The sequence below is a fragment of the Thioalkalivibrio sp. AKL6 genome, assembly GCF_000376905.1.
Lineage (GTDB): Bacteria > Pseudomonadota > Gammaproteobacteria > Ectothiorhodospirales > Ectothiorhodospiraceae > Thioalkalivibrio > Thioalkalivibrio versutus.
On record NZ_AQXS01000005.1, the window covers coordinates 43229 to 68766 of the forward strand.

Annotated in this window: 21 protein-coding genes; 6 read left to right on the forward strand and 15 right to left on the reverse strand. The window is 67.5% G+C overall.

Annotation, left to right across the window (positions count from 1 at the left end; translation table 11 throughout):
* Positions 1 to 7: 7 nt before the first annotated feature.
* The 14 genes from D575_RS0100320 to D575_RS0100385 all read right to left on the reverse strand — a co-directional run bounded on the left by D575_RS0100320 (position 8) and on the right by D575_RS0100385 (position 19146).
* Positions 8 to 2368, reverse strand: coding sequence for a bifunctional diguanylate cyclase/phosphodiesterase (locus D575_RS0100320; RefSeq protein WP_018143922.1), 2361 nt, complete (start codon positions 2366 to 2368; stop codon positions 8 to 10).
* A 67-nt stretch (positions 2369 to 2435) separates the two neighbouring features.
* Positions 2436 to 2900 carry a rhodanese-like domain-containing protein gene (locus tag D575_RS0100325; protein ID WP_018143923.1) on the reverse strand — a complete coding sequence of 155 codons (465 nt, stop codon included), beginning with the start codon at positions 2898 to 2900 and terminating at the stop codon, positions 2436 to 2438.
* Positions 2901 to 3124: 224 nt separating this feature from the next.
* Entirely contained in the window at positions 3125 to 3328 is a 204-nt protein-coding gene (locus tag D575_RS0100330; protein ID WP_018143924.1) for a cold-shock protein, read from the reverse strand.
* A gap of 406 nt (positions 3329 to 3734) precedes the next feature.
* Positions 3735 to 5633 carry a M48 family metalloprotease gene (locus D575_RS0100335; protein ID WP_018143925.1) on the reverse strand — a complete coding sequence of 633 codons (1899 nt, stop codon included), beginning with the start codon at positions 5631 to 5633 and terminating at the stop codon, positions 3735 to 3737.
* Positions 5634 to 5936: 303 nt separating this feature from the next.
* The gene (pmbA, locus tag D575_RS0100340; RefSeq protein ID WP_018143926.1) at positions 5937 to 7325 is read right to left on the reverse strand and encodes a metalloprotease PmbA; all 1389 of its coding nucleotides are present in this window, start codon (positions 7323 to 7325) and stop codon (positions 5937 to 5939) included.
* Positions 7326 to 7403: 78 nt separating this feature from the next.
* On the reverse strand, positions 7404 to 7667 hold the full coding sequence (locus D575_RS0100345; RefSeq protein ID WP_018143927.1) for a hypothetical protein: 264 nt from the start codon (positions 7665 to 7667) through the stop codon (positions 7404 to 7406).
* Between the two features lie 35 nt (positions 7668 to 7702).
* On the reverse strand, positions 7703 to 9145 hold the full coding sequence (gene tldD / locus D575_RS0100350; protein ID WP_026181991.1) for a metalloprotease TldD: 1443 nt from the start codon (positions 9143 to 9145) through the stop codon (positions 7703 to 7705).
* A gap of 154 nt (positions 9146 to 9299) precedes the next feature.
* Entirely contained in the window at positions 9300 to 10130 is an 831-nt protein-coding gene (locus D575_RS0100355) for a carbon-nitrogen hydrolase family protein (RefSeq protein ID WP_018143929.1), read from the reverse strand.
* A gap of 64 nt (positions 10131 to 10194) precedes the next feature.
* Complete coding sequence (locus D575_RS0100360; protein ID WP_038031749.1) at positions 10195 to 14106, reverse strand: YhdP family protein; 3912 nt, start codon at positions 14104 to 14106, stop codon at positions 10195 to 10197.
* A 144-nt stretch (positions 14107 to 14250) separates the two neighbouring features.
* Entirely contained in the window at positions 14251 to 15792 is a 1542-nt protein-coding gene (locus D575_RS0100365) for an Rne/Rng family ribonuclease (RefSeq protein WP_018143931.1), read from the reverse strand.
* A gap of 77 nt (positions 15793 to 15869) precedes the next feature.
* Entirely contained in the window at positions 15870 to 16979 is a 1110-nt protein-coding gene (locus D575_RS0100370) for an AI-2E family transporter (protein ID WP_018143932.1), read from the reverse strand.
* Positions 16976 to 17464 carry a hypothetical protein gene (locus tag D575_RS0100375; RefSeq protein WP_018143933.1) on the reverse strand — a complete coding sequence of 163 codons (489 nt, stop codon included), beginning with the start codon at positions 17462 to 17464 and terminating at the stop codon, positions 16976 to 16978. Before D575_RS0100375 ends, D575_RS0100370 begins: the two co-directional genes overlap by 4 nt.
* Entirely contained in the window at positions 17461 to 18207 is a 747-nt protein-coding gene (locus D575_RS0100380; protein WP_018143934.1) for a type 1 glutamine amidotransferase, read from the reverse strand. Before D575_RS0100380 ends, D575_RS0100375 begins: the two co-directional genes overlap by 4 nt.
* 6 nt (positions 18208 to 18213) lie before the next feature.
* A complete protein-coding gene (locus D575_RS0100385) occupies positions 18214 to 19146 on the reverse strand; it encodes a LysR family transcriptional regulator (protein ID WP_018143935.1) in 933 nt (310 codons plus the stop codon).
* Positions 19147 to 19333: 187 nt separating this feature from the next.
* On the opposite strand from D575_RS0100385, the gene D575_RS0100390 reads away from it, so the two are divergent.
* The 3 genes from D575_RS0100390 (at position 19334) to rpmG (ending at position 21668) form a co-directional block, all read left to right on the forward strand.
* Positions 19334 to 21079: a bifunctional diguanylate cyclase/phosphodiesterase gene (locus tag D575_RS0100390; RefSeq protein WP_018143936.1), complete on the forward strand. Its 1746-nt coding sequence runs from the start codon at positions 19334 to 19336 to the stop codon at positions 21077 to 21079.
* Between the two features lie 169 nt (positions 21080 to 21248).
* The gene (rpmB, locus tag D575_RS0100395; RefSeq protein ID WP_018143937.1) at positions 21249 to 21485 is read left to right on the forward strand and encodes a 50S ribosomal protein L28; all 237 of its coding nucleotides are present in this window, start codon (positions 21249 to 21251) and stop codon (positions 21483 to 21485) included.
* A gap of 12 nt (positions 21486 to 21497) precedes the next feature.
* Positions 21498 to 21668, forward strand: a complete 171-nt coding sequence (gene rpmG / locus D575_RS0100400; RefSeq protein WP_017941410.1) for a 50S ribosomal protein L33 — start codon at positions 21498 to 21500, stop codon at positions 21666 to 21668.
* Positions 21669 to 21914: 246 nt separating this feature from the next.
* Here the strand turns inward: rpmG and D575_RS0100405 are convergent, their stop codons facing one another.
* Positions 21915 to 22145, reverse strand: coding sequence for a hypothetical protein (locus tag D575_RS0100405; RefSeq protein ID WP_018143938.1), 231 nt, complete (start codon positions 22143 to 22145; stop codon positions 21915 to 21917).
* Between the two features lie 375 nt (positions 22146 to 22520).
* Here D575_RS0100405 and D575_RS0100410 point away from each other — a divergent pair, with 375 nt between their 5' ends.
* From D575_RS0100410 to mutM, 3 genes are read left to right on the forward strand one after another with little or no spacing between them, the layout of a single operon-like run.
* Entirely contained in the window at positions 22521 to 23735 is a 1215-nt protein-coding gene (locus D575_RS0100410) for an EAL and HDOD domain-containing protein (protein WP_018143939.1), read from the forward strand.
* Complete coding sequence (locus tag D575_RS0100415) at positions 23736 to 24686, forward strand: hypothetical protein (protein ID WP_018143940.1); 951 nt, start codon at positions 23736 to 23738, stop codon at positions 24684 to 24686.
* Complete coding sequence (gene mutM / locus D575_RS0100420; RefSeq protein WP_018143941.1) at positions 24679 to 25494, forward strand: bifunctional DNA-formamidopyrimidine glycosylase/DNA-(apurinic or apyrimidinic site) lyase; 816 nt, start codon at positions 24679 to 24681, stop codon at positions 25492 to 25494. The genes D575_RS0100415 and mutM overlap by 8 nt, the downstream gene beginning before the upstream one ends.
* Positions 25495 to 25538: the final 44 nt, after the last annotated feature.

Here is a 25538-nt window from a genome sequence, read left to right on the forward strand (position 1 = left end):
TTTGCTGTCATTCCGTCGGTCCTCTCGGTTCGCGATCCGCCTGGTTCGTAACCCCGGGCCTATCGGCCACCAGGGCCTCGAAATCGGCAACCGGCATGGCGTGGTGATACAAGTAGCCCTGAAAGCGCTGGCAGCCATGACGCACCAGGAAATCACGCTGGGCCTCGTTCTCCACACCTTCGGCAATCAGGCTCAGACCCATGTTGTGGGCGATGGCCGCGATCGTCGCGACGATGTTGGCGTCGTCCGCGTCGTGCTCGATGTCCTGGACGAAGGAGCGGTCGATCTTGAGCACATCCAGCGGGAGACGCTTGAGATAGCCAAGCGAGGAATACCCGGTCCCGAAGTCGTCCAGCGCCAGCGCCACCCCGCGCGCCCGCAGGGCCTCCAGATTGGCAATCAGTTGCGGCGAGGCATCCGCCATCACGCTCTCGGTCACCTCGATGTGCAGCCGCTGGGCAGCGGCCCCGGTCTCCTCCAGGATGCCCGTTACCTCGTCCATCAGACGCGCCTGGCGCAGGTGATGCGGCGACAGGTTGACCGAGATCGGCAGATCCTCCAGCCCTGGCCGCCCCTGCCAGGCACGCAATGTCTGGCAGGCCTGGAGCAGCGCCAGGCGGCCGATCTCGAGGATCTGCCCGGTGTGCTCCGCCACCGGGATGAACTCGCCCGGGGAGATCCAGGTTCCGTCCGGCTGCGGCCAGCGCATCAATGCCTCGGCACCCAGGATGCGTCCCTCCGGGTCCACCTGGGGTTGCAGGTGGATCACCAGTTCCTCGCGCCCCAGCGCCTGGCGCAGGTTGCGCTCCAGCTCCGCCTCGCGCAGCAGGGTCCGCTGCATCGCCGGGTCGTAGAAGCGCACCGCGTTACGGCCCTGGTGCTTGGCCTGGTACATGGCGAAATCGGCCTGCTTGAGCAACTCCTCCGGCGTATCGTAGCCACGCGGGAACAGGGTGATCCCGATGCTGCCGGACATCACATGCTCGATGTCATCGATCCGGACCGGCTCGCGCATCGCCTTCAGCAGCTCGCCGGCGATGCGCTGGGCGTCGACCCCCGCCTGTGAACGATCGGGACTCAGCTCCTCCAGCAGGGCCACGAACTCGTCGCCGCCCAGGCGTGCCACGATGTCCTGGTCGCGCAGTCGCGCGGTGAAGCGCTGGGCCAGGGCCTGCAGCAGGCGATCCCCCGCGGAATGGCCGCAGGTGTCGTTCAGGGTCTTGAAGTTGTCCAGGTCGATCAGCAGCAAAGCGGCATGCCGACGGGTCCGGTTGACCGTGTGAATGGCGTGTTCCAGATGCTCCAGCAACAGTCGCCGGTTGGGCAGGTCGGTCAGCGCATCTCGAAACGCCAGGCGGGCGTTCTCCTCTTCGACCTCCAGGATGCGGCCGAGGCGCTGCGCCATGGTCTGCGTCACCTGCTGCAAGCGGGCGATCTCGGTCACTCGGGAGTCAACGCGCAGATCCGTGTGGAATTCTCCATGGCCGATCCGGTCGAGGGTCTTCATGGCCTGCTGCATCGGCCGCAGGGTGCGACCCAGCCACAGGTACAACCCGCCCGCGATCAGCACGAGCACCAGGAAGGCGGCCGCATAGGTCAGCGCATTGATGAGGTTCTGGGTAGCGACCGATTCGGTCAGGTCACGCGACAGGACCACGTTGGCGGTCGGACGCTCGGCCGCGTATGGCATTAGGGGCAAATAGACCACCTGCGAATGCCGACCATCCAGATCCACGCGCCCGGCGGTCGCCTGCTCCTGCAGTCGCCCACTCAGCGAAAGGGACATCGAGAATGGCGCGGTGAGGGCCAGTGGCCCGCGACCATCCAGCAACGCGGCACGACCGCCGATCGCCTCCGCCATGGACTCGAGCGCCGAGGTCGACAGATCGCGCAGTTGCACGACACTGCCGATGGGATTGCCGCCACGATAGACCGGGATGGCCAGACCGGCATAGATTCGCTCGCCGGGCACATGATGCAGCCCCTCGTGGAAGCGCCCGTCCGCCAGCGCCGCCTCTGCCAGCGGCACACGCTCGCCACGGTTGCCGTCGGAGTCATAACGCACCGTGCCCTGGGCATCCAGGACCACGATCCGGTCCGCGATCCCGCCGGCCCGCAGGCGGTTGTACAGAGGGTCCGCGTAGGTGCTGATGCCCGCGTCGGCACGCATGGCGCCAATCAGCGCCTCGTTGCGCGTCACCGCGGTCGCCTCGGCGCGCATGCGCTGCCACTCGTTCGCCAGGGTCTGGCGCCAGGCGGCCGACTGGCCCTCCACGCCCAGCCGGTCGAGGCGCTGCTCCGCCTGATTGACCGCAAGGTGCGTGCCCATCGCAAGGGTCCCGGCAAGCACGAGGAGCCCGGCGAACATGACAGCGGTCAGGACCGTCTGGAGCCGTATGCCCTTGCCGGAATGTGCGTCTGCGGCGCCCACGCGGCTATTCGAAGGGATAGCCGGAGCGGATCCACTCGGGAAAGCCGCCGGGAAAGTAGTAGAGATTGGTGAAGCCCCATCCGAGGGCGCGGCGCGTGGCCGCCTCGGTGCGCCAGCAGTCCCGTTCGTTGCAGTACATCACCACCGGGGCGTCCAGCGCGCCGATGAACTCCAGGAGGTTCTCCCGGGTAAAACGATTCCGCTCGTCCTCGAGGTCGCGCATGATGGTCAGGTTGCGGGCCTCTGGCACTCGCCCCGCCTCGAAATCCGCGCGCAGCCGCGTGTCCACGAAGGGCACGCCCTCGCGGAACAGCGCCCAGGCCTCGGAGGCCTCGATGGTCTGGGTACCCGGGATCGCTGCAGGCGCGCGATAGGGGCCCTGGGCCGCAGCCACATTCCCCACGACCAGCGCCAGCAGCACCCCGAACACCGCGATCCAGCGAGGCCATGCGCGGCCGGCGCGGCGCATCCGGACGCGGGTTTGACGATATCCAGCGATCATGCGGGAACCGTAGCACGTTGCCCGGTCTGCGCCACACAAAAAAGGTCTTCCCTGGACACGTTCTATCGTGGCTCTGCCTCGCCAAGTCCATGCGACGACGCCCGTCCCGACTTGCAGCCAGAATCGCGCACAAAAAAAGCCCCGCACTAGGCGGGGCTCTCTCAACCTGGCGCTTGCGCGCCGGGGTTGTCTTACTGAGCTTCGACGTTCGCGGCGGCCGGGCCCTTCTGGCCCTGCTCGACGTCAAACGAGACGCTCTGGCCTTCTGCCAGCGACTTGAAGCCGCTACCCTGGATGGCGCTGTGATGGACGAAGACGTCCTTGGAGCCATCAGACGGGGTAATAAAGCCAAAGCCTTTTTCGTCGCTAAACCACTTCACTGTACCTGTAGCCATTTCGGTTACCTCTGCTTGTTCATAATAGATTGGGTTTTCGAGGGGAGGAGAGACTGGAGGGCAACCGAACGACGATGGAACTTGATCGTGATTCTACGCGGCCCCAAACCAACCGGGACCGGAACTGCGAATCTTAACGCCCCTTTCGGGGTGTCGCCTGGTGCTGCATGGAGCCTGTTACCGTTACCTCGCAGCCATTGTCCTCCCAAACCGCTCTCGATTGAAAGTGTTTTTTCGGATTTTCTTGATGTGAGCCCGGAAAATCGTTTGTTATCCGCCGCTTGAGTCGGATTTTAATTTGGATTCAGGTGCTTATTTCCCACGTGGAAGCGGTTTCAAGGCATTTCCGGCCAGAACCAACGCACCTCGAGGGACACCGGCCGCACCCTCATGCGCAGGCCGCCCGCTATCCCAAACCATCCAACAGCCCCTCCGTTGCCAGCGGCAGCGGGACGTGCAGCGACGCCGCCATCACTCGCAGCAGCTCGACCTCGGCCGGCACCACCTGACCGCCATGGCTGACGATGGTCACCATCGCCCGAATCAGCGAGTCCTTGTCGCGCATGCGCAGGGTATCCAGCTGTTCCAGCACGCGGTCCAGCACATTCGCCCATGCGCGCGCACCGGCCGCCCCGGTCAGGGCCTCGGGGATCTCCACCGCCAGCGGCAGCGCCCCGTCCAGGCTGCCAATCCCGGCGGTCAACGCGGCCCGCGCCGCCGCCGGCTCGTCCGGATGGCCATGGTGGGCCAGCACCGCCAGCAAGTAATGCGCGCTCTCCTTGTGGGCGCCCAGCGTGGCAGTCCTGGGGCGGGACGCCGCGGCAGGATCCTGCACATCCCGCAGCTGGCGGCTCAGCATGCGCCCAAGGGCATACTCGAATACCGCCACCCGGCCATCGGCATGAATCAGCCGCTCCACCAGCCCCTGCAGGCGCGCGCGCTCCTCGGCTGAAAGCCGTCGCAGCATCGGGAAGCCCAGCTCCAGAAGCGGCAGGCGCAGGTCCTCGCGCAGCGCAGGTTCCGCTGCCTGCAGACGACGAACGGCCTCTCCGCGCGCCTCGCCCAACGCCTCGGCAATCATCATCCGCTGCCGCTCGCGCACATCCGGGTCCGCATGCAACAGGAGATACAAGACCACCTCGATCGCCCGCGCATCCGAGCGCGCGGCCCAGGCGAGTGGCCCCGGAATCGCAGCAAGCAACATGCCGGCACCGAGGATATGGGTCAGTGCCGGGTGGCCGCCGAGGGCATCCCCCACGGCCTCGGCGCCCGGCAGACGCCCCTCGCGTTCGCGCTGCATGCCGTCCACCGCGCGCTCGTGCGCCCGCTGCCGCACCCGGGCATTGATCTGGTCGCGCAGGCGCTGCAGATCCCGGGGCTCGAAATGCGGCTGCAAGGTGCGGATGCGATCCAGCAGGGGCGGATGGGTCTCGAAGATCTGGCCGATCGCGTCGCTGGCGAACAGCATGTGAGTGATCTCCTCGGTATTGCCATTCAGCCCGGCATAGCGGGCCGCGACCTTCTTCAGCGCACCGGCCAGGCCGTCCGGCTCGCGGGTGAACTGCACGGCATGGGCATCCGCGAGGTATTCGCGCTGGCGCGAGATACCGGCCCGGATCCAGCGCGCCAGGGCCAGCCCGGCATAGCCCACCACGATCAGGGTCACGCTGAGCACCCCCACCCCGGTATCGGCAATGTCGCCCTTGTGTCGACGCCGGCGCCGCGCCAGCCCGCCCTGCCCCAGCAGCGCCAGGATCTCGATCCCGTAGAGGATGCCGATCAGGCGCATGTTGAGGCGCATGTCCCCATTGAGGATATGTCCGAACTCGTGCGCGACCACACCCTTCAGCTCGGCGCGCTCCAGGCTGTCCAGCGCACCGCGGGTCACGGCGATCACCGCATCGTTCGACGCAAAGCCGGCGGCGAAGGCGTTGATGCCCAGATCCTGCTCCAGCACGTAGATCTCGGGTACCGGCACCCCGGACGCAATGGCCATCTCCTCGACCACGTTGCGCAGCTGCCGCTGTTGCGGGTCCGCCGGATTGCCATCCACCCGGATGCCGCCCATCTCCTGCGCGATCAGCCCACCGCCGCCGGCGCGCAGCCGCCAGCCCCGGTACAGACTCGCAAGGACGATCAGGCCCGCGGTGATCCCCATGGTCCAGGCGATGGCCTCGGTGCCGCCCCCCATGGCCCAGACAATCAGGCCCAGGGCCCCGACGATCACCAGCACGGCCAGGCCGAACAGGGCCAGTAGCCAGCGCGTCCTGCGCTGTGCCTGCTCTTGCTGCTTGAAGAAGTTCATGGCCGCTCCTCGCCACCGGGATACGACCGTATTGCGGAGGGCGGACGGTCGCGCGTCACGGGGCCATGCAGCCCTAGGGAGACGCTGATTGAATCGCGCGCTCGCGCTCGAGTCGCTTTTGCGTGCGAACAAGGCGCGGTGACTGCCGTGCAGTCACTCTGCACAAAGGAACCGCAACGCCGTGCGCGCGCAAAAGCGGCCGAGCGCGCGATTCAATCAGCGTCTCCCTAGGCGAGAGTAGCAGGGTGGGTGATGCGGGGAAACGGCCGGTCATGCCCGTACAGGCAGACCGGAAAGAGCCGTTCAGTCGCCGGCCACCATCATGGATTCAACCAGGATGGAACCGGTGTGGATGTTGCCGCGGCGGTCGACGTCGGTACCCACGGCCGCCATCCGCTGGAACATGTCCTTCAGGTTGCCGGCGATGGTGATCTCCTCCACCGGATACTGCAGCTCGCCGTTTTCCACCCAGAAGCCGGCGGCCCCGCGGGAATAGTCGCCGGTCACCGGATTCACGCCCTGGCCGATCAGCTCGGTGACCAGGAAACCGGTCCCCATCTCGGCCAGCAAGGCGGCGAAGTCCTTGTCGCCCGGGGCCACGGTCACGTTGCGCGCACCCCCGGCGTTGCCAGTGGCCTCGAGGCCCAGACGCCGCGCGGCGTAGCTGTCGAGGGTATAGCTCTGCAGCACGCCGTCGGCGATCAGCGGGCGGTTGCGGGTGCGCACGCCCTCCCCGTCGAACGGGGCGCTACCCAGCGCGCGCGGCGTCTGCGGGCGTTCCTCGATCTGCATCCACGCGGGGAACACGTTCTCGCCGATGGCGTTCAGCAGGAACGAGCTCTCGCGGTACTGGGACGGACCGGCGATCGCACGGGTGAAACTGCCAATCAGGGTACGCGCCATCTCCGGGGCAAACAGCACCGGGCAGTTGCGGGTCGACAGCTTGCGCCCGCCCAGCCGGCGCACGGTGCGCTCGGCGGCCTCGCGCCCGACCTGCTCGGCGGCGGTCAGATCATCCGCGTGGCGTGCGACGGTATAGGCGTAGTCGCGCTGCATGCCTGCTGCGTCGCGCGCCACCAGCGCGCAGGACAGGGAGTGCCGGGTGCTGCGATAGCCGCCCATGAACCCCTGGCTGTCGCCGAGAAACGCAATGGCCCGCCGCGTGCTGACGCTGGCACCCTCGGAGTTCTCGATCCGTTCATCCGCCGCGAAGCCGGCGGCCTCGATGGTACGGGCCAGCTCGGTCGCCTCGGCGGCGCTGCAGCCCCAGGGGTGATCCAGGTCAAGGTCGTCCCACTCGCTCGCCTTGAACGCGGGATCGGGCATCCCGGCGTACGGGTCCGGCTCGGTGTAGCGGGCGATGCGGCAGGCCGCCTCGACGGTGTCGATCAGGGCCTGGTCACTGAAATCGGTGGTAGAGGCGGCCCCCTTGGACTGGCCGAAATAGACGATCAGCGAAAGACTCTGGTCACGCTCGTGCTCCAGGGTTTCGATCTCGCCCTTGCGCACCCCCAACTCCAGCCCGACGCTGTGACTGACCACGGCCTGGACGTCCGAGGCACCGCGCGCGCGCGCGGCCTCTAGCGTGCGCTGAACTCTCGTCTGCAGGGAGTCCGGCGAATGGGACAGGGCCTGGACCCCGTCTTCCTGGGACACGGGTTCCGGGATGGCGCGTTCGGGAGATGTACTCATGCAGGGTTCCGCTACTCGATGACTGATCTGGGGGCGATACAAGGACACCCCGGGCCGGATGGCCCGGGGAAGGGATTACTAGTCGACCCGGGCGCCGTGCTTGTGGACTGCGCCGGCGTTGCCCCAGCGCTCCAGGTCGTCGACGTGCACACCGACCCAGTAGAGCATGCCGACGCTGTCACGCGTCCAGCCGCCCACCAGGTCCTGGCCTTCGCTCAGCTCCACGTGGTGGGCGAACTGCTCGGCCTTGTCGCGCGCGCGAAAGACATGCCACTGGACGATCTTGTCGTGGCCATGCCCTTCCGGCAGGGAACGTTCCTGTTCGAGAAAATCGAGATTCATCTGTGCCTCCTTGGTTGCATCGGGCCCTGCAGCCCTCAGGCTGCCTGGGTACCGCCCACGGTCATGCCGTCAATACGCAGCGTGGGCTGTCCCACGCCGACCGGCACGCCCTGGCCCTCCTTGCCGCAGGTGCCGACGCCGGAATCGAGCTTCATGTCGTTCCCGATCATCGACACCCGGGTCAGGACATCCGGGCCATTGCCGATCAGGGTCGCACCCTTGACCGGGTACGTCACCTTGCCCTTCTCCACCCGGTAGGCCTCCGAGGCGGAGAACACGAACTTGCCGGAGGTAATGTCCACCTGCCCGCCACCGAAATTGACCGCGTACAGGCCATCGTCCACCGAGGCCAGGATCTCTTCCGGATCAGCGTCGCCGCCCAGCATGTAGGTATTGGTCATGCGCGGCATCGGCAGCCGGGCATAGGACTCGCGACGGCCGTTGCCGGTGGACTGCGTACCCATCAGGCGGGCATTCATCTCGTCCTGCATGTAGCCGCGCAGCACGCCATCCTCGATCAGCACGGTCTGCTGAGTCGGATTGCCTTCGTCGTCCACGTTCAACGAGCCGCGGCGGCCCTCCAGGGTGCCGTCATCGACGATGGTGATGCCCTTGGCCGCCACCTGCTCACCGATGCGTCCGGAGAAGGCCGAGGTCCCCTTGCGGTTGAAGTCACCCTCCAACCCATGGCCGATCGCCTCGTGCAACAGGACGCCCGGCCAACCGGGCCCGAGCACCACCTTCATGCTGCCGGCCGGCGCGTCGCGCGCATCGAGATTCACCAGGGCCTGGCGCACCGCCTCGCGGGCATAACCGGCGGCGCGGCCATCCTCGCGGAAGTACTGGTAGCCGTGACGACCACCGCCTCCGGAGGTGCCGGATTCGCGGCGCCCGCCCTGCTCGACGATCACCTGGACGTTCAGGCGCACCAGCGGGCGCACGTCGGTGGTCATCTCGCCGCGGGCATTCAGTACCAGCACCACCTCGTGCACCCCGGCCAGCGAGCACATCACCTGGGTTACGCGGGAATCCTCGGCGCGGGCGACGGCATCCACCTCCTTCAGGAGGTCGATCTTGGCCTGCTCGCCCAGCGAATCGAGCGGATTGTCGGGGGCGTACAGCGCCGGCCGCGAGGTCGCGCGCGAGGCAACCGCAATGCGCCCGCTCTGCCCGGCACTGGCAATGCTGCGCGCGGTCTTCGCGGCCTCAAGCATGGCCGGCATCGCGATGTCGTCGGAGTAGGCGAACCCGGTCTGCTCGCCACGCACGACGCGGATGCCGACGCCGCGTTCGATGTTGAAGCTGGCGGATTTCACGATGCCGTCCTCCAGCGACCAGCCCTCCTGGCTGGCGAACTGGAAGTAGCAGTCACCGCCATCGATACCGTGACCGAAGGTGGTGCCCAGAAGGGCGCTCAGCTCGCTTTCGCCAAGGCCGGCGGGGTCGAGCAGGGTCTGTTGCGCAAGGCGGTCGATCATGAAGTCCTCTCGGGTTCCGTAAATCCGCTGTTCCGTGTCCATCATGGGGGAGCAGCTGTCGGCCCTCAGTATGGAGCTTGGGGCACGCCGTTCGCTTTCAAGCGCGCGGCCGTTGCGGGTATATCGCCACCCTGACCCAGGCCAGGGTGCGGGGTCAGGTGGTTTTGGGGCACGGCAGGCGGCGGTGGTCCACCGCCGGAAAGCTGCTCCGGATGCGCGCGGCCTGGGTCGGATCCAGGTTCGCCAGCAGTACCCCGGGGTTGCGCTGCAACTGGCCGACCACCCGACCCCAGGGGTCCACCAGCGCGCTGTGGCCGTAGGTTTCGCGGCCGTTCACGTGGAAGCCGCCCTGGGCCGCCGACAGCATGTAGTACTGGTTCTCGATTGCGCGCGCCCGCAGCAACACGTCCCAGTGCGCCTGCCCGGTCTGCGCGGTGAAGGCCGCCGGCAGGGCGACCCATTCCGCATTCTTGTCCAGCAGGGCCCGGAACAGCTCGGGGAAGCGCAGGTCGTAGCAAATCGCCAGGCCCATGCGCCCCACCGGCGTATCGACGACCACCACCTGGTCACCTCGCTCGAAGACCTTCGACTCGGTGTAGGCCTCGGTGCTATCCGGCAGGCACACATCGAACAGGTGGATCTTGTCGTAGCGCGCCACCTGCTGCCCGCGGTCGTCGAACACCAGGCAAGCCGAACGCACCCGCTCGGAGTCCGGGGTCTGCAGCGGGATGGTCCCGCCGACGATCCACAGCCCCAGGCGCCGGGCCTGCTCCGCGAGGAAGGCCTGCAGCGGGCCGGCGCCATCGGCGACCTCCGCGATCCCGAGGATGTCCGTCTCCTGCATGCCCATGAAGGCAAAGTTCTCCGGCAGGACAGCCAGGCGGGCGCCCTTGTCGGCGGCCTCCTGCAGCAGTCGTTTCGCCTCCAGAAGGTTCGCCTGGGGCTGGGGTCCGGAGGCCATCTGGATGGCCGCTACCTGAGTCATGTCGCTCCGATCATCTGGTTACCGGGGCCGGTTATGGCGCCCGCAACGCCGATCCCTGCCGGCGTTAGTCGTTGTCAGGCCCTTCGGCATCTGCGGCCGGTTGCACCAGCACGCGCACCTGCGGGTCGTCCCAGGGGCCCGTCACCGAATATTCGACACGAGCCGCCTCTTCTATCTGATCCCCAATCCCCAGCACGCGTTCCGCAAGCAGCACCACGACCCCGGTCACCGGCCCGCCCACCAGCGCCCCGACAATCGGCAGCGCGGTACGCAGGCTGGGCACCACCACGATCTCGTGATCGTAGTCGCGCGCCACCAGCCCGGTACGACCACTCAGGCGTACGCGCGCCGATGGCCCTTCCATGCGCAGGGCCGGCACGTAGAGATCACCATCGCGCAGTGTCGCCTCCGCGGTCAGTTCGCTGAAGGTCAGGCCTTCGGTGAACACGTCGCGGAAATCCAGCCGCAGCCGCCGCGGCAACACGTCCAGGCTCACCAGGCCGAGCAGGCGGCCGGCGCCCGGCTCGACATCCGCCAGACGCCCGTCCTCCAGCGAGAGTTCCATGGAGCCCGCCAGCTGTGCGAGGCGCGGGGCATACAAAGGGCCCGGCCAGGTCAGCGACAGCGAACCGTCACCGCTCCCCCCGACCATCGCACGCGACAACCCCGCCGACTCGAGCGCCCGGCCCCAATCACCGCCGGAGAGGCTCACGTCCAGGCGCGTCTCCGGCAGACCACCGGTGGTCACCCGCCAGGCCCCGACGGCGTCTGCGTGCAGGTCACCTTCCGGGGTCCGCAGCTCCAGGTCGCGGACGACCAGTCCGTTCGGCTGCGGCTCCAGCCCCAGCTCGATGTCCGCGAAACGGTAATCCCCCAGCGCCAGGCTGTCGAGGGTCAAGTCCACGGCCGGCCACACGCGCGGGTCTTCGAAGCCCCCGACTGCGACAGGGTTCACCCCGGGATCGGGGTCCGCTTCTCCGCCCCACTCAAGCTCCTCCAGGACCAGGTGGCGCACATGCGCCTCCCAGCGGTCGCGCCCGCCCGCTCCCATCGGGCGCCAGCGGGCCTCGCCCGCCAGCCAGTCGGAAGTGGCCTCCAGATCCCAGCCCGCATCCCCGCGTCGGCCGAGGAAGCGCACACCGGGCAGGTCCTGCTCGCCCCAGCGGATGCGGTCGCGGATATCCAGTTCCAGGCGGGTCAACGCGACCGCTCCCGCGGTTTCCCCGGCGCCCTCGCCGGCCGCACCCAGATCCACATCGCCGCCCCAGGGGGCCTCGCTCAGGGCCTTGAGCCAAGGGTCGACCGCCAACTCCGGCAGACGCGCCCGCACCGAGACCCCCGCCCCCGGCAAGGCCAGGGCACTGGCGCGGGGCGCACCGATCTCCAGCGCCATGGCCTGCAACCCGATCCCGCGCGCGGCCGTACGCGGCTCGGCACCCCGTGCGGCCGGGTCCTCCGGCGCGGCCGCCGGTGACAGGCGCAGGTGGGCGCGCAGGACCTGCCCCAGCGTCAGGTGGCCGATACCGGCGCCGTCATGCCCGAGCGGCAGCACCAGCTCCAGCTCGCGGGCCGCCGCCGCGGACTTGCCGATCGGCTCCGGCCAGTCGATCGCGACCCCGACCAGGTCCGAGCGCAACTCCAGACGAACCCCGTCCACCGCCGGCCCCAAGCGCAACTGGGCATCCCAGTGCGCCGCCCCGTCGAGATAAGGCGCAAGTTCCGGGAAGTCCTCCAGCCACGGGGCCAGGGGCTGCGGACCGCGCGCCGTCAACCGCGCCGTCTCGCCATCCAGCGGCCAGTCCGCCCCCAGCGTCACCGTCTCGCCGTGAACCCGCGCGGTAACCCCGTCGGCCGTCACGCGATCCGCAGTATCGAACTCGACCCGTCCCTCCACAGCCTCGAGAATGGTCGGCCAGCCCGAGACCTCGGCGCGGATCCCCCGCAGGTCCAGATCACCGGCGACACGGGTCGCGGCCATTCGGCCCGCCTGCAGCGGGAGGTTCAGCGACAGACCCAGCCGGGTCGGCCCGTCCAGCCGCGCCTGGTCACGGAGTTCGGCCGCCTCCTCCAGCAGCTCGGCCTGGCGCAGGTAGGCCAGAAGATCCGCCGCATCGCCCTCTGCCGTGCCTTCCAGTTCGAGGACCGCATGCTCCATGTCCTCGATCCCGATCCGGGTGTCGCGCACCTCGGTGTCCAGAATGCGCCCGCGGGCACTCTCGGCGCGGAAGCTCGCGTTGTGGAACAGGAGCCGGCCACTGAGGTCCTCCGCTCGTGGCCAGCCCTCCTGATAGTCGAGGATGCCCGCCTCGACATCCGCCCAGAGATCAAACACACCCTCGTCGCCGGCGAACGGGAAGTCTTTCCCGCGCCCGCGATAGGCCATGCCGCCGCCGGAGGACGTGCCCGTAACGATGCTGTCCACCAGCCACTGGTAGGTGTTGTCCGGCAGGTGGTAAAGCGGCAGGTAGCGCGCGGTGTGATCACCGTCGGCTCGCAGAATGTCCATCGCAATATCGACCCGGGGTCCGGCCGCGTGACCATCCAGCAGCACCCGCAGGCGGCCGCGAACCGCGGCATGGGCATTGGCGGCATTCAGGCCCTCGCCCGCCAGGCGCCAGTGTCCGGCGTCATCGCGCTCGGCACGCAGCCGTCCACGCACCGTATCCAGCGGCACCGGATCGGCCAGCACACGCGGCAGGTCGATCTGCAGGTCGCGGCTGTCCAGCAGCAGTTCCACACCGCCACGGCGCCATTGCATATAGCCCGAGGCGCCCTGCACCCCAAGCCCGTGATCCCCCGCGCGCCAGCCAAGGTCGTGCACATCGGCCTCCGCCCAGACAGGCTGCAGACGGCCATCGTCGCGGCGGGCCTCCAGCCGGGCGAAGTCCAGGGTGCCGCGCGGATGCAGGTCCGCGATCCGCTCCGCCAACTCGGGCGCCGCATCCTGAAGCAGCGTGAGCAGCGGCGCGTAGGGTTCCACTTCGAGATCGCGCGCGGCCATTTCCACCGCGTCCACCACCAGCCCCTCCGGCTTGCCCTCCAGGCGATAGGCGAGTCGCAGATCGCCGGAACCGGGTTGGGTCCCGCTCCAGGACGAGCGGTGGCGATCCTCCTGCACCCGCCAGTCGAAACGATGTCCGATGGCCGGACCGACCGGCTCCCCGGCCAGATTGAGGGTGGTTTCGTGCTCCCCGCGCAGCCAGGCCATGCGCCCCTCGTCGAGCGCGCCCCACAGACGCAGCGCGGCCGTGCCCTCGGGCGCGGGCCAGCCGAGGTAGGCCAGCCACGGCTGCCAGGCGGTCAGGTCGACCGCATCGGCCCGCAGGAAGAAGCGCGCATCACGCAAATCCGCAGCGGGGGCCTTCAGCCCCAATTCGAAGTGCCCGCCCGCGGCCTCGCCATCCAGCACCCCTTCGAGGTGCATCCGCAGCGACCCGTCATGCGCCGTGCGCAGGGCGGCCCGGTCCAGTCGCGCATCGGACTCCAGGCCGGCGCTGCGATCGTCCCAGACCAACCGGATAGCCTCGGCCTCGACATCCGGCCACTGCTCCACGGGGAGCGTGAACAAGCGGCCCTCGCCCATGCCAAGCTCGCGACCGTGCAGGGAAAAGCGTCCGTCGGCGTGGCGTACCAAGCGCAGCTCGACGCCCCGAACATGCACTGTGAAGGATGGATGGCGACTACGCAGACTGGCCCCGACGCTCAGCGCGACCCCGAGGTGGTCGATGGCGACCGGTTCACCATCCGGCATCGCCACGCGGACATCGCGCGCCACCAGCGCCGGCGACCAGCCGGTCCAGCCGAGCTCGATACCTGCGGCCGTGACCTCGCGCTCGAGCTGCTCGCTGGCGGTATCCTCCACCCAGGCGTGCAGGCCATCCCAGTGCGGAAGCGCCAGGCGCAGCAGCACGATCACGATGACCAGCGCCAGGAAGGCGCCCAGCGCCACCCTCAGGATTTGTGACCGGCGTCTCATTTCTCCACCGGGGAGGCGCAATCCGACCCGCCCGGCCGACCGGGACCCGTATCCGTGCTGGGTCCGCACTGGCGATTCATCTTCGCGCCTCTTCCTCCCTGACGGAGACGGGGACCGGGTGCCTGTCTACATACTACTTGTAGATCAGACGAAGACCACGTCGAACTGTTCCTGGGTGTACAGCGTCTCCACCTGGAAGCGGATCGGGATGCCGACAAAGCTCTGCAGCTCGGCCAGGCTGGCGGATTCCTCGTCCAGCAGCAGGTCGATCACGTTCTGCGAGGCCAGCACGCGCAGCTCGCGCGCGTCGTACTGGCGCACCTCGCGCAGGATCTCGCGGAACAGCTCGTAGCACACCGTCTCGGCCGACTTCAGATAGCCACGCCCGCTGCACACCTGGCAGGGCTCGCACATCTGGTGCTCCAGGCTCTCGCGGGTGCGCTTGCGGGTCATCTCCACCAGGCCCAGCGGCGACACGTCGCAGGTCTGGGTCTTCACATGATCGCGTTCCAGGGCCTTTTCCAGCGCGCGGATCACCTGGCGCTTGTGCTCGTCGTCCTGCATGTCGATGAAATCGATAATGATGATCCCGCCGAGATTGCGCAGACGCAGCTGGCGACCGATCGCCTGCGCGGCCTCCAGATTGGTCTTGAAGATGGTCTCTTCGAGCTTTCGATGGCCGACGAAACCGCCGGTGTTGATGTCCACCGTGGTCATCGCCTCGGTCTGGTCGAAGATCAGGTAGCCACCGGATTTCAGTTCCACCTTGCGCTCCAGGGCACGGTGGATCTCCTCCTCGACGTTGAACAGGTCGAAGATCGGGCGCTCGCCCGGATAGTGTTCGATCCGGCCGATCAGCTCCGGCAGGTAGCGCTCGACGAAGCCGCAGACCTTCTGATAGGTCTCGCGCGAATCGATGCGGATACGCTCGATATCGCCCCCCACCATGTCGCGCAGGATGCGCTCCACCAGCGGCAGATCGGCGTAGACCTCGGTCCCCGGCGGGGCTCCGACCGCCTGCTCCTGCAGGGTATCCCAGACCTTCTTCAGGAACGCCGTGTCGTTATACATGGCCTCGTGGTCGGCCAGCTCCGCGGCCGTGCGCACGATAAAGCCGTGCTGCGGCGCCAGCTCGTCACGCAACTGCTCGATGGATGCACGCAGCCGTGCGCGCACGCCCTCGTCCTCGATGCGCGTACTCACACCGACATTGGACTGGTTCGGCATCAGCACCAGATTGCGCGACGGCAGGGTGATATAGGTGGTAAGCCGCGCGCCCTTGGAGCCCAGCGGGTCCTTGACTGCCTGCACCAGGACCTCCTGCCCCTCGCGCAGCAGCTCGCGGATACCCTCGCGCACCACCGGGGCCGGCGTGCCGGTGCCATTGCCGCCAGCCACGGGCGCCGCAGGGGCGTCGCTGGCAGACGGGCCGTTGCCATTGAGCTCCTCGCGCTCCACCGGGGCCACGTCGGAGGCATGCAGAAAGGCCGTGCGCTCCAGCCCGATATCGACGAAGGCCGCATCCATGCCCGGCAGTACCCGCACCACCCGGCCCTTGTAGATGTTCCCCACGATCCCGCGGCGGCGGGCGCGCTCCAGGTGCAGTTCGGTCAGGACGCCATTTTCCACCAGGGCCACTCGGCTCTCCTGGGGTGTCACGTTCATCAGGATCTCGGTTCCGGTCATGCGTTCTTCTTGTTCTTGATGTCACGGGCAGACCGCCGAACCCGCACACGGGCGGGCCGGCGATCAGGGATGTCGGGCTACTTGGTGGCGGCTTCGGCCGCGGCGGCCGCCGGCTCTCCAGAGGACTCCGGCGGCGGCCACTGGGCGCGCGGCCAGGACTTGATCACCGCATGTACCAGCGTCGCCAGCGGGATGGCAAAGAATACCCCCCAAAGCCCCCAGATGCCGCCGAACACGAACACCGCGGCGATGATCGCCACCGGGTGCAGGTTGACGACCTCCGAAAACAGCAGCGGCACCAGCACGTTGCCGTCGATAAACTGGATCACCCCGTAGGCAATCAGTACCCAGGCGAACTCGGAGCTCAGGCCGAACTGGAAGTATGCGACCGCCGCCACCGGGATGGTCACCACGGCCGCGCCGATGTACGGAATGATCACCGAGATGCCCACCATGAACGACAACAACACGGCGTATTCCAGCCCGAACCAGTTGAAGGTAAGGAAGGTGACCGCCCAGACGATCACGATCTCGATGAATTTGCCGCGCACGTAGCTGGCGATCTTCAGATTCACCTCGGTCCAGACCTCGCTGGCCAGGTGGGTGTCCTGGGGCATGAAGCCGCGGATCCAGTTCAGGATCAGATCGCGGTCCTTCAACATGAAGAACACCATCAGCGGGACCACGATCAGGTAGATCACCACGTCCACCAGGTGCCGTGCCGAGGACAGCGAGAACGACACCACGCGTTGCCCCAGCAGGGTCGCCTCGGCGCGAATGGCCCCCATCAGCTCGAACACCTGATCGTCACTGATCAGTTGCGGGTAACGCTCGGGCAACTGCAACAGCAGGTTCTGGCCCTCGGAGATCATCCCCGGCAGCTCGCGCACCAGCTGGGTCACCTGGGCCGACATCAGCGGCACCACGCTGAACAGCGCCGCCACCGTCAGCGCCAGGAAGGCCAGCAGCACAAGGGTGACCGCGAGGATGCGCGGGATGTGCAAAAAGACCAGCTTGCGCACCGCCCCCTCCAGCAGGTAGGCAATGATCAGCGAAGCCAGCAGCGGCGCCAGGATGCGCCCGGCAAAGACGATGATCAGGAATCCCGCGAGCAGCAGAAACGCCAGGATCACCACCTGCGGGTCGGTGAAATGACGCTGGTACCACTGGCGCAGGATATCGATCATTGCGAGGCCCCTCCCGGCGCCTCGTCATGGTCGGCATCCGTCTGTCGGGTCGGATCCTGGACGACGGCCTTCTCGTAATGAGTCCGAAAGACCACCTCCAGCTCGTCGATCACCTCCACCGCCGGGCGCCCCTGCATCACGTGTTGGCCCATCAGGGCCGAGGTCTCGTTCAGCAGCTTGGAGCGATCCAGCATGGGATAGGTCGCGGAAAGCCGGCGCATCGCCTTGATGACGGACTCGCTCTCCGGACGCGGGATCGGCTCCGGCTCGGGAACCGGTTCCGGCGCGGGGGCCGGCGACTCCTGCTCCAGAAAACGGGCGAATTTCAGCAGGCTGGCCTGATCCTCGGTCGACAGCCGCGCGGCGATCTCGGCGATCTCCTTGGCCGGGTCCTCCCGGCCCTTCTTGCGCGCACCGCCGAGCACCGACCCGAGATCGCCCCCGGACAGCCCCCCCTCGTTGCCCATGCCCAGGGGTGGGATCATCCCTCGTCCTCGATCTTCAGGCTGAACACCGGCATCTTGCGGCGTTCCTGCATCAGGCCCAGCGTCTTTACCAGGGCCACCAGCACGTCCTCGGTCACCTTCTGCATCTCGCCCCATTCCATGCGCGCCTCGCCCAGGAGCTCGCCCATGTTCGGCGGCGGATTGTGCCGCGCCTCCATGATGATGTCCTCGAGCATCCCGGGCTTCACCTCGGGTCGGAACAGCATGCCATAGGTCAGCTCGTCCGGCCGGATCGCCAGCCAGTCGCCGTCGTCGTCCACCAGGATCGGCTGCACGTCCTCCGGCAGGTCGACGCGGCCGTTGACCAGCTGCAGCACCCGCCGGCCATCCAGGGCCTCGGCCAGTGCGTCGCCTTCCCCGGCCGCGGTCTTGTGCGCGGTCACGAAGCGGGCGCGGTACATCGGGTCCTCGTGCGCCGTGCCACCGGCCTGCTCGGCCACCAGCAGCCCGCCCATACCGACGCCCACCACCGGACGCTTCGAGCGGCGGAAGATATCGATCAGCGACAGCTCGTCCGGGACCTGCGGATTCTCCTCGTGATCCGCCGTCGGCCAGGCGCCGCCCAGCAGCCACAGCCCGTCGAACTGGGCCGCGGAGCCCGGCAGGTCCTGACCCACGAACGGTCGGTAGTAGGAGAAGCCGATGTCGCGCTTCTCCAGCTGCGACTCGATCAGGCCGAGAAACTCGGAATAGGTATGCTGCACCACGCAGTAGTTCTTCATGTCACGTCAATCCTGTTTGAGTTCTGATGCGGGGGCGAGCGGACGCTGACCGGTGCAGTACCCGCGCAGGAACTGCATCAGCACCTCCAGCGTGGGTACGCGGAACTTCTGCCGCGCATGCACCAGCGAGATCGGCCGTTCCAGCGGCGGCGACAGCGGCAACGCCACCAGTTCGCCAAGGGCCAGTTCCTTGGCCACCACCGCCTCGGACAGCACCGAGACCCCCATGCCGGCCACCACCGCGCCCTTGATCGCCTCCGGGCTGCCCAGTTCCATGCAGCCGCGCAGACTGCTGCGGTCGTATCCGGCGCGCCCAAGGTACTCCATGATGACCTCGCGGGTCCCGGAACCCTCCTCGCGGCATATGAATGGGCGTTCGATGAAGTCGGCGACGGTCACCGTGTCGCGCCGGGCCAGCTCGTGTTCCGGCGGCACGATCAGCCGCAGCTGGTCCACCAGACAGGGCTGGACCTGCAAGCTGCGGTGGGTCACCGGGGCCTCGACGATGCCGAGATCGACACTGCCCTCCTCGACCATCACCACGACATTCTCGGTATTGCCCACCCGCAGGCGAATGCCGATATCCGGATGCTCGCGGCGGAATGCACCCAGCAGCGCCGGCAGCATGTATTCCGCCACCGTGGTACTGGCGCCGATCACCAGCGCCCCGCCGTCCGCGCCCTTCAACTCGCGCAGCGCGGCCTCCATCTCGCCATAGGTGTCAAAGATGCGTTCGGCATATCGTTGTACCAGCCGTCCGGCATCAGTCAGGGTGACTCGATTGTGGTTGCGGTCGAACAGTCGGGTATCCAGCTGTTCCTCCAACTGGCGCACCTGAAAGGTGACCGCGGGCTGCGTCATATGCAGCACCTCGGCGGCGCGGGTGAAGGACAGCAACCGTGCCACCGTAAGAAAGACCTGCAAACGCCGATCGGCCATGCCGCTCCGCCAAGTAGAAGGTTCCAGACAATCAGGGAAACCCTGGTCGAGGAATGCTACCAAGCCCCCGCGACCGGCAACAGCGACCACCTCTCGCGACGCGGCGATTCCCGACCCTGCACGCAAACCGGCCCACTACGTCGATAATCGTGGCGGCACCCGAATGGCACAAACCGAAGGAACCGGAATGGCGCCGACCCCGTTTTCCACCTGGTCACATGCCCGCTCACAGGGGATCCCCGGAGGCTGGCGACTCGCCGGGGCCGCTGCCGTCCCACTCCTGATGGCGCTGGTCGCGCTGATCGTATACGAGACCGGCGGCACCTCCACTGCCTACCTCAACTTCATCCTCATCCCGGTGCTGCTGGGGGCCGCCCTGTTCGGGCTGTGGGGCGGGCTGGCCTTCGGGCTGCTGGCGGGGTTGCTCCTGGGTCCGTTCATGCCCCTGGATACCGCCACCGGGGCGGCTCAACCCGCATTGAACTGGCTCACGCGCACCGGCATCTACATCGTCCTCGGGGGATTCTCCGGCTGGCTGTTCGACACCCTGCGCCGCCACTCCGAACGGCTTCTGGAACAGGCCTACAACAACCCCGTGACCGGCCTGCCCAATCGCGAGTCGCTCGAGCAGTATGCCCGGCAACTGATGACCCAGGCCGACGCCCCGGACGCCGCCGCCACCCGCGTGTTCGTCATCAGCCTGCAGATGGACAACTACCCGGACAGCATTGGCGCCCTGGGCTTCGCCGCCGAGCGCCCCCTGCTGCGATCCATTGCCGAGCGCCTGCAGGCAGTGGCCGAGCCCGCCGGGGCGTCCGTGTTCCACATCCACGACGATCACTTCGCCCTGATCCTGCCGCACCGCAGCCGCAAAGAGACACTCGCCGTCACACGCGCCGCGATCGAATGCCTGCAAACCCCTTTCGAGGTCTTCGAGATCCCGGTCTATCTCGGGGCCCACGCGGGCGTCTCCTCCTTCCCCTTTCACGAGCAGGATGAACCCACCCGGCTGCTGACCAAGGCCTGGATGGCGATGCACGAGGCCAGTCACTCGGGGCGCCGCTATCGCAGCTACAACCGCCGCAGCAACGAGCACAGCCTGTACACCGTGGAACTCCTGGGCGAGTTGCAAAGCGCACTGGACGACGGCCAGCTAAGCCTGCACTACCAGCCGAAGGTCAATCTCGCGAGCGATCAGGTGATGGGCCTGGAGGCCCTGCTACGCTGGGAACACCCGGTTCGCGGCCGCATCCCTCCCGACCAGTTCATCCCGCCGGCCGAGCGCACCGGACTGATCCACAGCCTCACCGACCGGGTCCTTGATCTCGCACTGGCCGACATCGCCCGCCTGCGCGTCGAAGGCCTGGACATGCCCGTCAGCGTGAACATCTCGGCGCGCAACTTCCTCGACCCCGGATTTGCCGATCGCCTGCTGGAGAAGGTTCGCGTCTCGGGGCTTCCACCCTGCGCCCTGGAACTCGAGTTCACCGAGACCGCCCTGATGGCGGACCCGGACGAGGTGATCCGGGCCCTGCGGCGCCTGACCGAGGCCGGACTGGAACTCGCCATCGACGACTTTGGCACCGGCTATTCGTCGCTGGCCTACCTCAAACGTATGCCGGTGACGACTCTCAAGATCGATCAGGCCTTTGTACGGCAAATGCTGGAGCACCCGGTCGACGAGCAGATTACTCGCGCCAGCATCAGCCTGGCCCGGGACCTGGGCCTCAAGGTGGTCGCCGAGGGGGCCGAGGACGCGGCCACCCTGGCGCGGCTGCGCGACTACGGATGCAACGCGGCTCAGGGCTACGGCATCGCCCGCCCGATGCCGCTGGAGGCGATCATCGCCGGGGCCCACGACCGGGGCCTCGTTCCCGGCCTGTGCCCGGAGACCGATGAGCGAGCGGCCCTCAAGCGAGCGAACAACCGCTAACCGGATCGTTCACGTTCACACTCGAACCGATTGGCCTTTCGGGACGCGGCGTCTTGCCCCAAAGCCGCCGCGAATGTTCCCGAATTGATCAGCGCCTCCCTTGCACCCGCCCCGGGGCTACGCTATAGTCCGCCGTCTTTCTGGTAGACCCAAATTCCGGAGTCCCCCGATGGCCCGAGTATGTCAGGTGACCGGCAAACGCCCGGCGACCGGTAACAACGTTTCTCACGCTCACCGCAAGACGCGGCGGCGCTTCCTGCCCAATCTGCATTTCCACCGTTTCTGGGTGGAGAGCGAGAACCGCTTCGTACGCCTGCGCCTTAGCTGCAAGGGCATGCGGATTATCGACAAGCGCGGCATCGACGCGGTCCTGGCGGACTGCCGTGCCCGCGGTGAAAAGGTCTAAGGAGGCTTCACGATGGCTGCCAAGTCCGCACGCGACAAGATCCGCCTGGTGTCCTCCGCCGGCACCGGGCACTTCTACACCACGTCCAAGAACAAGCGGAACATGCCCGAGAAGATGGAGATCAAGAAGTTTGATCCCGTCGTCCGCAAGCACGTGATGTACAAGGAAGCCAAGATCAAGTAATCGCGCCCATCGGCTCGATTGCCTGACAACAGGCGAAAAAAGGCCCGGCCCGCCTACGCGGATCCGGGCCTTTTTGTGTTGGCGCGAGCGCGGTCCGTACCGGAAAACGCATTCGTGTTAACGCACCGTTCCCCACTTGCCACTCGGCTCGCGGGGCTCGGCCACGCCTCGCTCAACGCGCCCGGTCGGCGCTCGAGATCAACTCGAGCGCGTATGCATCCAGCCATATCCCCCGTTGACGCGGGCTCAGACCGGATCCGGCTGCCCGCCGTCCCCTGGTGTCGCGGCACCCTCGGCGGCGGTTTCTGCCCAGCGCGTCATCACGCGGCCCCAGCGGTGAGCCGTCGCCGGGTCCAGTTCGATCTTGGTATAACGCCCGCCATCGCGGATAATAACCCGCAGCAGCGGGACCCCCGAGTCGTGCAGGATCTGGCGCAACTCCACGACTTCTCCAAATGGCGCATCAATCGAATCCATGGTGCTTATGTCCCTCCCGAGCCGGCCTGCTGCACGCAGTCGTGGCCGCCCATCTGTTTTTGACCAAGGGAAACACTGATTTAATGTACACGCTCGCGTTGGTACCCCAGGTTTTCCGCGACCCGGCGCGTCGTGCAGCGGGTAGCGGTTCTACCTGCAAGCGGCGCAACGCAGGACCGGGGAACCTGGGGCGTCAATCCCACAAGTTATTGAACGCCACGGCTGGACCGCCCGTTGTTGACGAAAACGGGCGTGCGCACGGCGTTGCGGCTCCCTTGTGCAGAGTGACTGCACGGCAGTCAGCGCGCCTTGTTCGCACGCCAAAGCGACTCGAGCCCGAGCGTGTACATTAATCAGTGTTTCCCTAGCGCAAGCATGCAACCAATTTTTGTCGGCCGGCAACCCATCTTTGACGATCAGGAGAATCTGGTCGGCTTCGAGCTCCTGTTTCGCGCCGGGCACCTGGATGCCGCTTCGGTCACCGACGGCGACCTGGCCACCTCCGATCTCCTGCGCAGCGCCTTCATCGACATCGGTCTCCAACACCTGGTCGGCAAACACCTGGCCTTCGTCAATCTCACCCGCGGCTTTCTCGAACACGAGGTCATCACCAGCCTGCCACCGGAACAGGTCGTGCTGGAGATCCTCGAGGATATCGAGATCGACGCCGAGGTCATCGCCGCGGTACGCCGACTGAAGGCCCGGGGCTTTCGCATCGCACTGGATGACTACCAGTTTCAGGAGAGCCATTCCGAGCTGGTCGAACTGGCGGATCTGGTCAAGCTCGATGTGCTCGCCCTGGGCGGCCAGCGCCTGGAGCAGGAAGTCACCACCCTGGGCGCCTTCGACGTGGAACTGCTGGCCGAGAAGGTCGAAACGGCCGAGGCCTATGCTCGCTGCCAGGCCCTTGGCTTCAGCCTGTTCCAGGGCTTTCACCTGTCCTTCCCCCACGTGATCGAGGGGCAGCGCCTGGAGAGCCTGGAAGTGGCCCTGCTGCGCCTCCTGCGGGCGCTACAGGCGCCGGATCCGACGCCGGCCGAGCTGGAGGAACTGATCGCCGCCGAGCCCGGGCTCGCGATCCAGCTGCTGCGCATCGCCAACAGCCCGGCCTATCGCGGCTCTCGCCCGACCGATTCGCTCTACAACGCGATCCTGCGCCTGGGCCAGGGGCGCATCAAACGCCTGGCGATGCTGATGGTACTGCGAGGTACCGGCAATCCCACCCACGGGCTCGAGCAGGTCATGATCCGTGCCCGTATGGGCATGCTGATGGCGCGCGCCCTGGGCCTGCACCCCGAGGAGTGCGAGCGTTACTTCACCCTCGGCATGCTCTCCGGGATGGATCGCGTGCTGGGGGTACCGCTGCGACACATCCTGGGCGAACTCCGCCTGTCCACCGAAATGGAACAGGCCCTGATGGAAGGCGCAGGACCGCTGGCACCGCTGCTGGCGACCATCGCCGCCTTCGAAGGCCCGACACCCCCGCTGGACAGCACGAATGCCCCGGTCCCGGCGCCGGTCTCCAGCCGCCTTTACCTGGAGGCCGTACGCTGGACCGAGGATTTGCTCGCCTCGCTGGCGGAGAACTAGATGCCCCCCCTTACCCTGCGAAGCCAGCTCATGCCGGAAGCCGCCGCCGGCCCCGATACGGGAATGCACATCCGGCTGCGCGAACCCGCCGGGATCGACAGCGGGCCCGGCCACCTGGAGATCCGCCCGGGCCTGCACCCCCTGGCGCCGGATCACTATGTCGAGTACTGGACCGCCAGCGGCACGCCAACGCCGATCCACGAGGGGCCCGTCCGCCTGCTGGAACACGAGGACGTCCTCTTCGCGACCTGGAGCGGACCGGATAACGGTCTCCGGGAGCAGACCGAATACGCCTACCGCGCCCTGCTGGCCGCCTGCCGAGCGCGCGGCTTCGAGCATTTGGCACGCGTGTGGAACTACTTTGGCGACATCCATACCGAGGAGGACGGGCTGGAACGCTATCAGGCCTTCTGCATGGGCCGCGCCACCGCGCTTGAGGCCCTGGAGATACCGCTGGCCAGCATGCCCGCCGCCACGGCCATCGGGAGCGACCAGCGCCAGCTGGTCATCTACCTGATCGCCACTCGCACCCCGGCCGATTCCCTGGAGAACCCGCGTCAGGTCAGCGCCTATCATTACCCGGCGCGTTACAGCCCGAAGAGCCCGACCTTCGCCCGCGCGACCCGCCTGGAAACCGCGGACGGCCCCCTCATCCTGCTCTCCGGCACCGCCAGCATCGTCGGCCACGAGAGCCGTCACCCCGACGACGTCGTCGCCCAGACACGCGAGACCCTGGCCAACTTGCGGTCCCTGCATGACACCGCTGGCCACGAACTGCCACGCCCGGCCTGGCTGCGCGTCTACCTGCGACATCCGGAAGATCGGCCGAAGGTCGCCGCGGTCCTCGCCGAGCACTACCACGACGTCCAACCGGGGCCGATCGTCCAGTGGGTCCGCGGCGACGTCTGCCGGCGCGAGCTGCTGCTGGAAATCGAGGGCGTGCATGCCTGAACTGCCCGAGGTCGAGACCACCCGGCGCGGGCTCGCCCCCCTGCTGGCCGGGCGCCGCATCACGGCCTTCGAGGTCCGCGAGCCGCGCCTGCGCTGGCCGGTGCCGCCGGAGCTGGTGCAGCAACTGGCCGGCGCCCGGGTCCGCAGCCTGACCCGGCGCGCCAAATACCTGTTGCTGGAGACCGATCGTACCGGCCTCCTGCTGCATCTCGGGATGTCCGGGAGCCTGCGCCACTGCACGCCCGAGACGCCTTTGCGCCGGCACGATCACCTGACCCTGCACCTGGACAACGGCTACCAGGTTCGGCTGCACGACCCGCGCCGCTTCGGCTGTTGCCTGCCGCTCCCCGAGGGCGCCGGACCCCACGCCTTGCTGGCCGACCTCGGCCCGGAACCCCTGGACCCGGAATTCGATGGCGACTCCCTGTTCCGCCGCAGCCGCGGCCGCCGGGGCCCGGTCAAGGCCTTCATCATGGACCAGGCGATCGTGGTGGGAGTGGGCAACATCTACGCCACCGAGGCCCTGTTCCTCGCCGGCGTTCGGCCCGGGCGCGCGGCCGGACGCATCACGCGCGCCGAATACGAGCGCCTGGCAAGCCACATCAAGGCGGTGCTGGCGGCGGCCATTGAACAGGGCGGGACCACCCTGCGCGACTTCCTGCACGAGGACGGCACCCACGGCTACTTCCGCCAGTCGCTGCGCGTCTACGGCCGCGCCGGCGAGCCTTGCCCGGTCTGCGCCGAGGTATTGCGCACGCGCCGGATCGGCCAGCGCGCCAGCAGCTACTGCCCCGCCTGCCAGAAGTAGATCGACCCCACACGGGTCAGCAGAGCCGAAAGGCCGTTCGTCCC

What these genes read in the sequence shown, in the direction of transcription:
- D575_RS0100335 (WP_018143925.1), bottom strand. Translation starts at nt 5,633, where the DNA reads ATGAACTTCTTCAAGCAGCAAGAGCAGGCACAGCGCAGGACGCGCTGG.
- D575_RS0100355 (WP_018143929.1), bottom strand. Translation starts at nt 10,130, where the DNA reads ATGACTCAGGTAGCGGCCATCCAGATGGCCTCCGGACCCCAGCCCCAG.
- D575_RS0100330 (WP_018143924.1), bottom strand. Translation starts at nt 3,328, where the DNA reads ATGGCTACAGGTACAGTGAAGTGGTTTAGCGACGAAAAAGGCTTTGGC.
- D575_RS0100385 (WP_018143935.1), bottom strand. Translation starts at nt 19,146, where the DNA reads ATGGCCGATCGGCGTTTGCAGGTCTTTCTTACGGTGGCACGGTTGCTG.
- rpmB (WP_018143937.1), top strand. Translation starts at nt 21,249, where the DNA reads ATGGCCCGAGTATGTCAGGTGACCGGCAAACGCCCGGCGACCGGTAAC.
- mutM (WP_018143941.1), top strand. Translation starts at nt 24,679, where the DNA reads ATGCCTGAACTGCCCGAGGTCGAGACCACCCGGCGCGGGCTCGCCCCC.
- D575_RS0100325 (WP_018143923.1), bottom strand. Translation starts at nt 2,900, where the DNA reads ATGCGCCGCGCCGGCCGCGCATGGCCTCGCTGGATCGCGGTGTTCGGG.
- D575_RS0100375 (WP_018143933.1), bottom strand. Translation starts at nt 17,464, where the DNA reads ATGATCCCACCCCTGGGCATGGGCAACGAGGGGGGGCTGTCCGGGGGC.
- D575_RS0100390 (WP_018143936.1), top strand. Translation starts at nt 19,334, where the DNA reads ATGGCGCCGACCCCGTTTTCCACCTGGTCACATGCCCGCTCACAGGGG.
- D575_RS0100320 (WP_018143922.1), bottom strand. Translation starts at nt 2,368, where the DNA reads ATGTTCGCCGGGCTCCTCGTGCTTGCCGGGACCCTTGCGATGGGCACG.
- D575_RS0100365 (WP_018143931.1), bottom strand. Translation starts at nt 15,792, where the DNA reads ATGACCGGAACCGAGATCCTGATGAACGTGACACCCCAGGAGAGCCGA.
- pmbA (WP_018143926.1), bottom strand. Translation starts at nt 7,325, where the DNA reads ATGAGTACATCTCCCGAACGCGCCATCCCGGAACCCGTGTCCCAGGAA.
- D575_RS0100370 (WP_018143932.1), bottom strand. Translation starts at nt 16,979, where the DNA reads ATGATCGATATCCTGCGCCAGTGGTACCAGCGTCATTTCACCGACCCG.
- D575_RS0100405 (WP_018143938.1), bottom strand. Translation starts at nt 22,145, where the DNA reads ATGGATTCGATTGATGCGCCATTTGGAGAAGTCGTGGAGTTGCGCCAG.
- D575_RS0100410 (WP_018143939.1), top strand. Translation starts at nt 22,521, where the DNA reads ATGCAACCAATTTTTGTCGGCCGGCAACCCATCTTTGACGATCAGGAG.
- D575_RS0100345 (WP_018143927.1), bottom strand. Translation starts at nt 7,667, where the DNA reads ATGAATCTCGATTTTCTCGAACAGGAACGTTCCCTGCCGGAAGGGCAT.
- D575_RS0100380 (WP_018143934.1), bottom strand. Translation starts at nt 18,207, where the DNA reads ATGAAGAACTACTGCGTGGTGCAGCATACCTATTCCGAGTTTCTCGGC.
- D575_RS0100415 (WP_018143940.1), top strand. Translation starts at nt 23,736, where the DNA reads ATGCCCCCCCTTACCCTGCGAAGCCAGCTCATGCCGGAAGCCGCCGCC.
- rpmG (WP_017941410.1), top strand. Translation starts at nt 21,498, where the DNA reads ATGGCTGCCAAGTCCGCACGCGACAAGATCCGCCTGGTGTCCTCCGCC.
- D575_RS0100360 (WP_038031749.1), bottom strand. Translation starts at nt 14,106, where the DNA reads ATGAGACGCCGGTCACAAATCCTGAGGGTGGCGCTGGGCGCCTTCCTG.
- tldD (WP_026181991.1), bottom strand. Translation starts at nt 9,145, where the DNA reads ATGATCGACCGCCTTGCGCAACAGACCCTGCTCGACCCCGCCGGCCTT.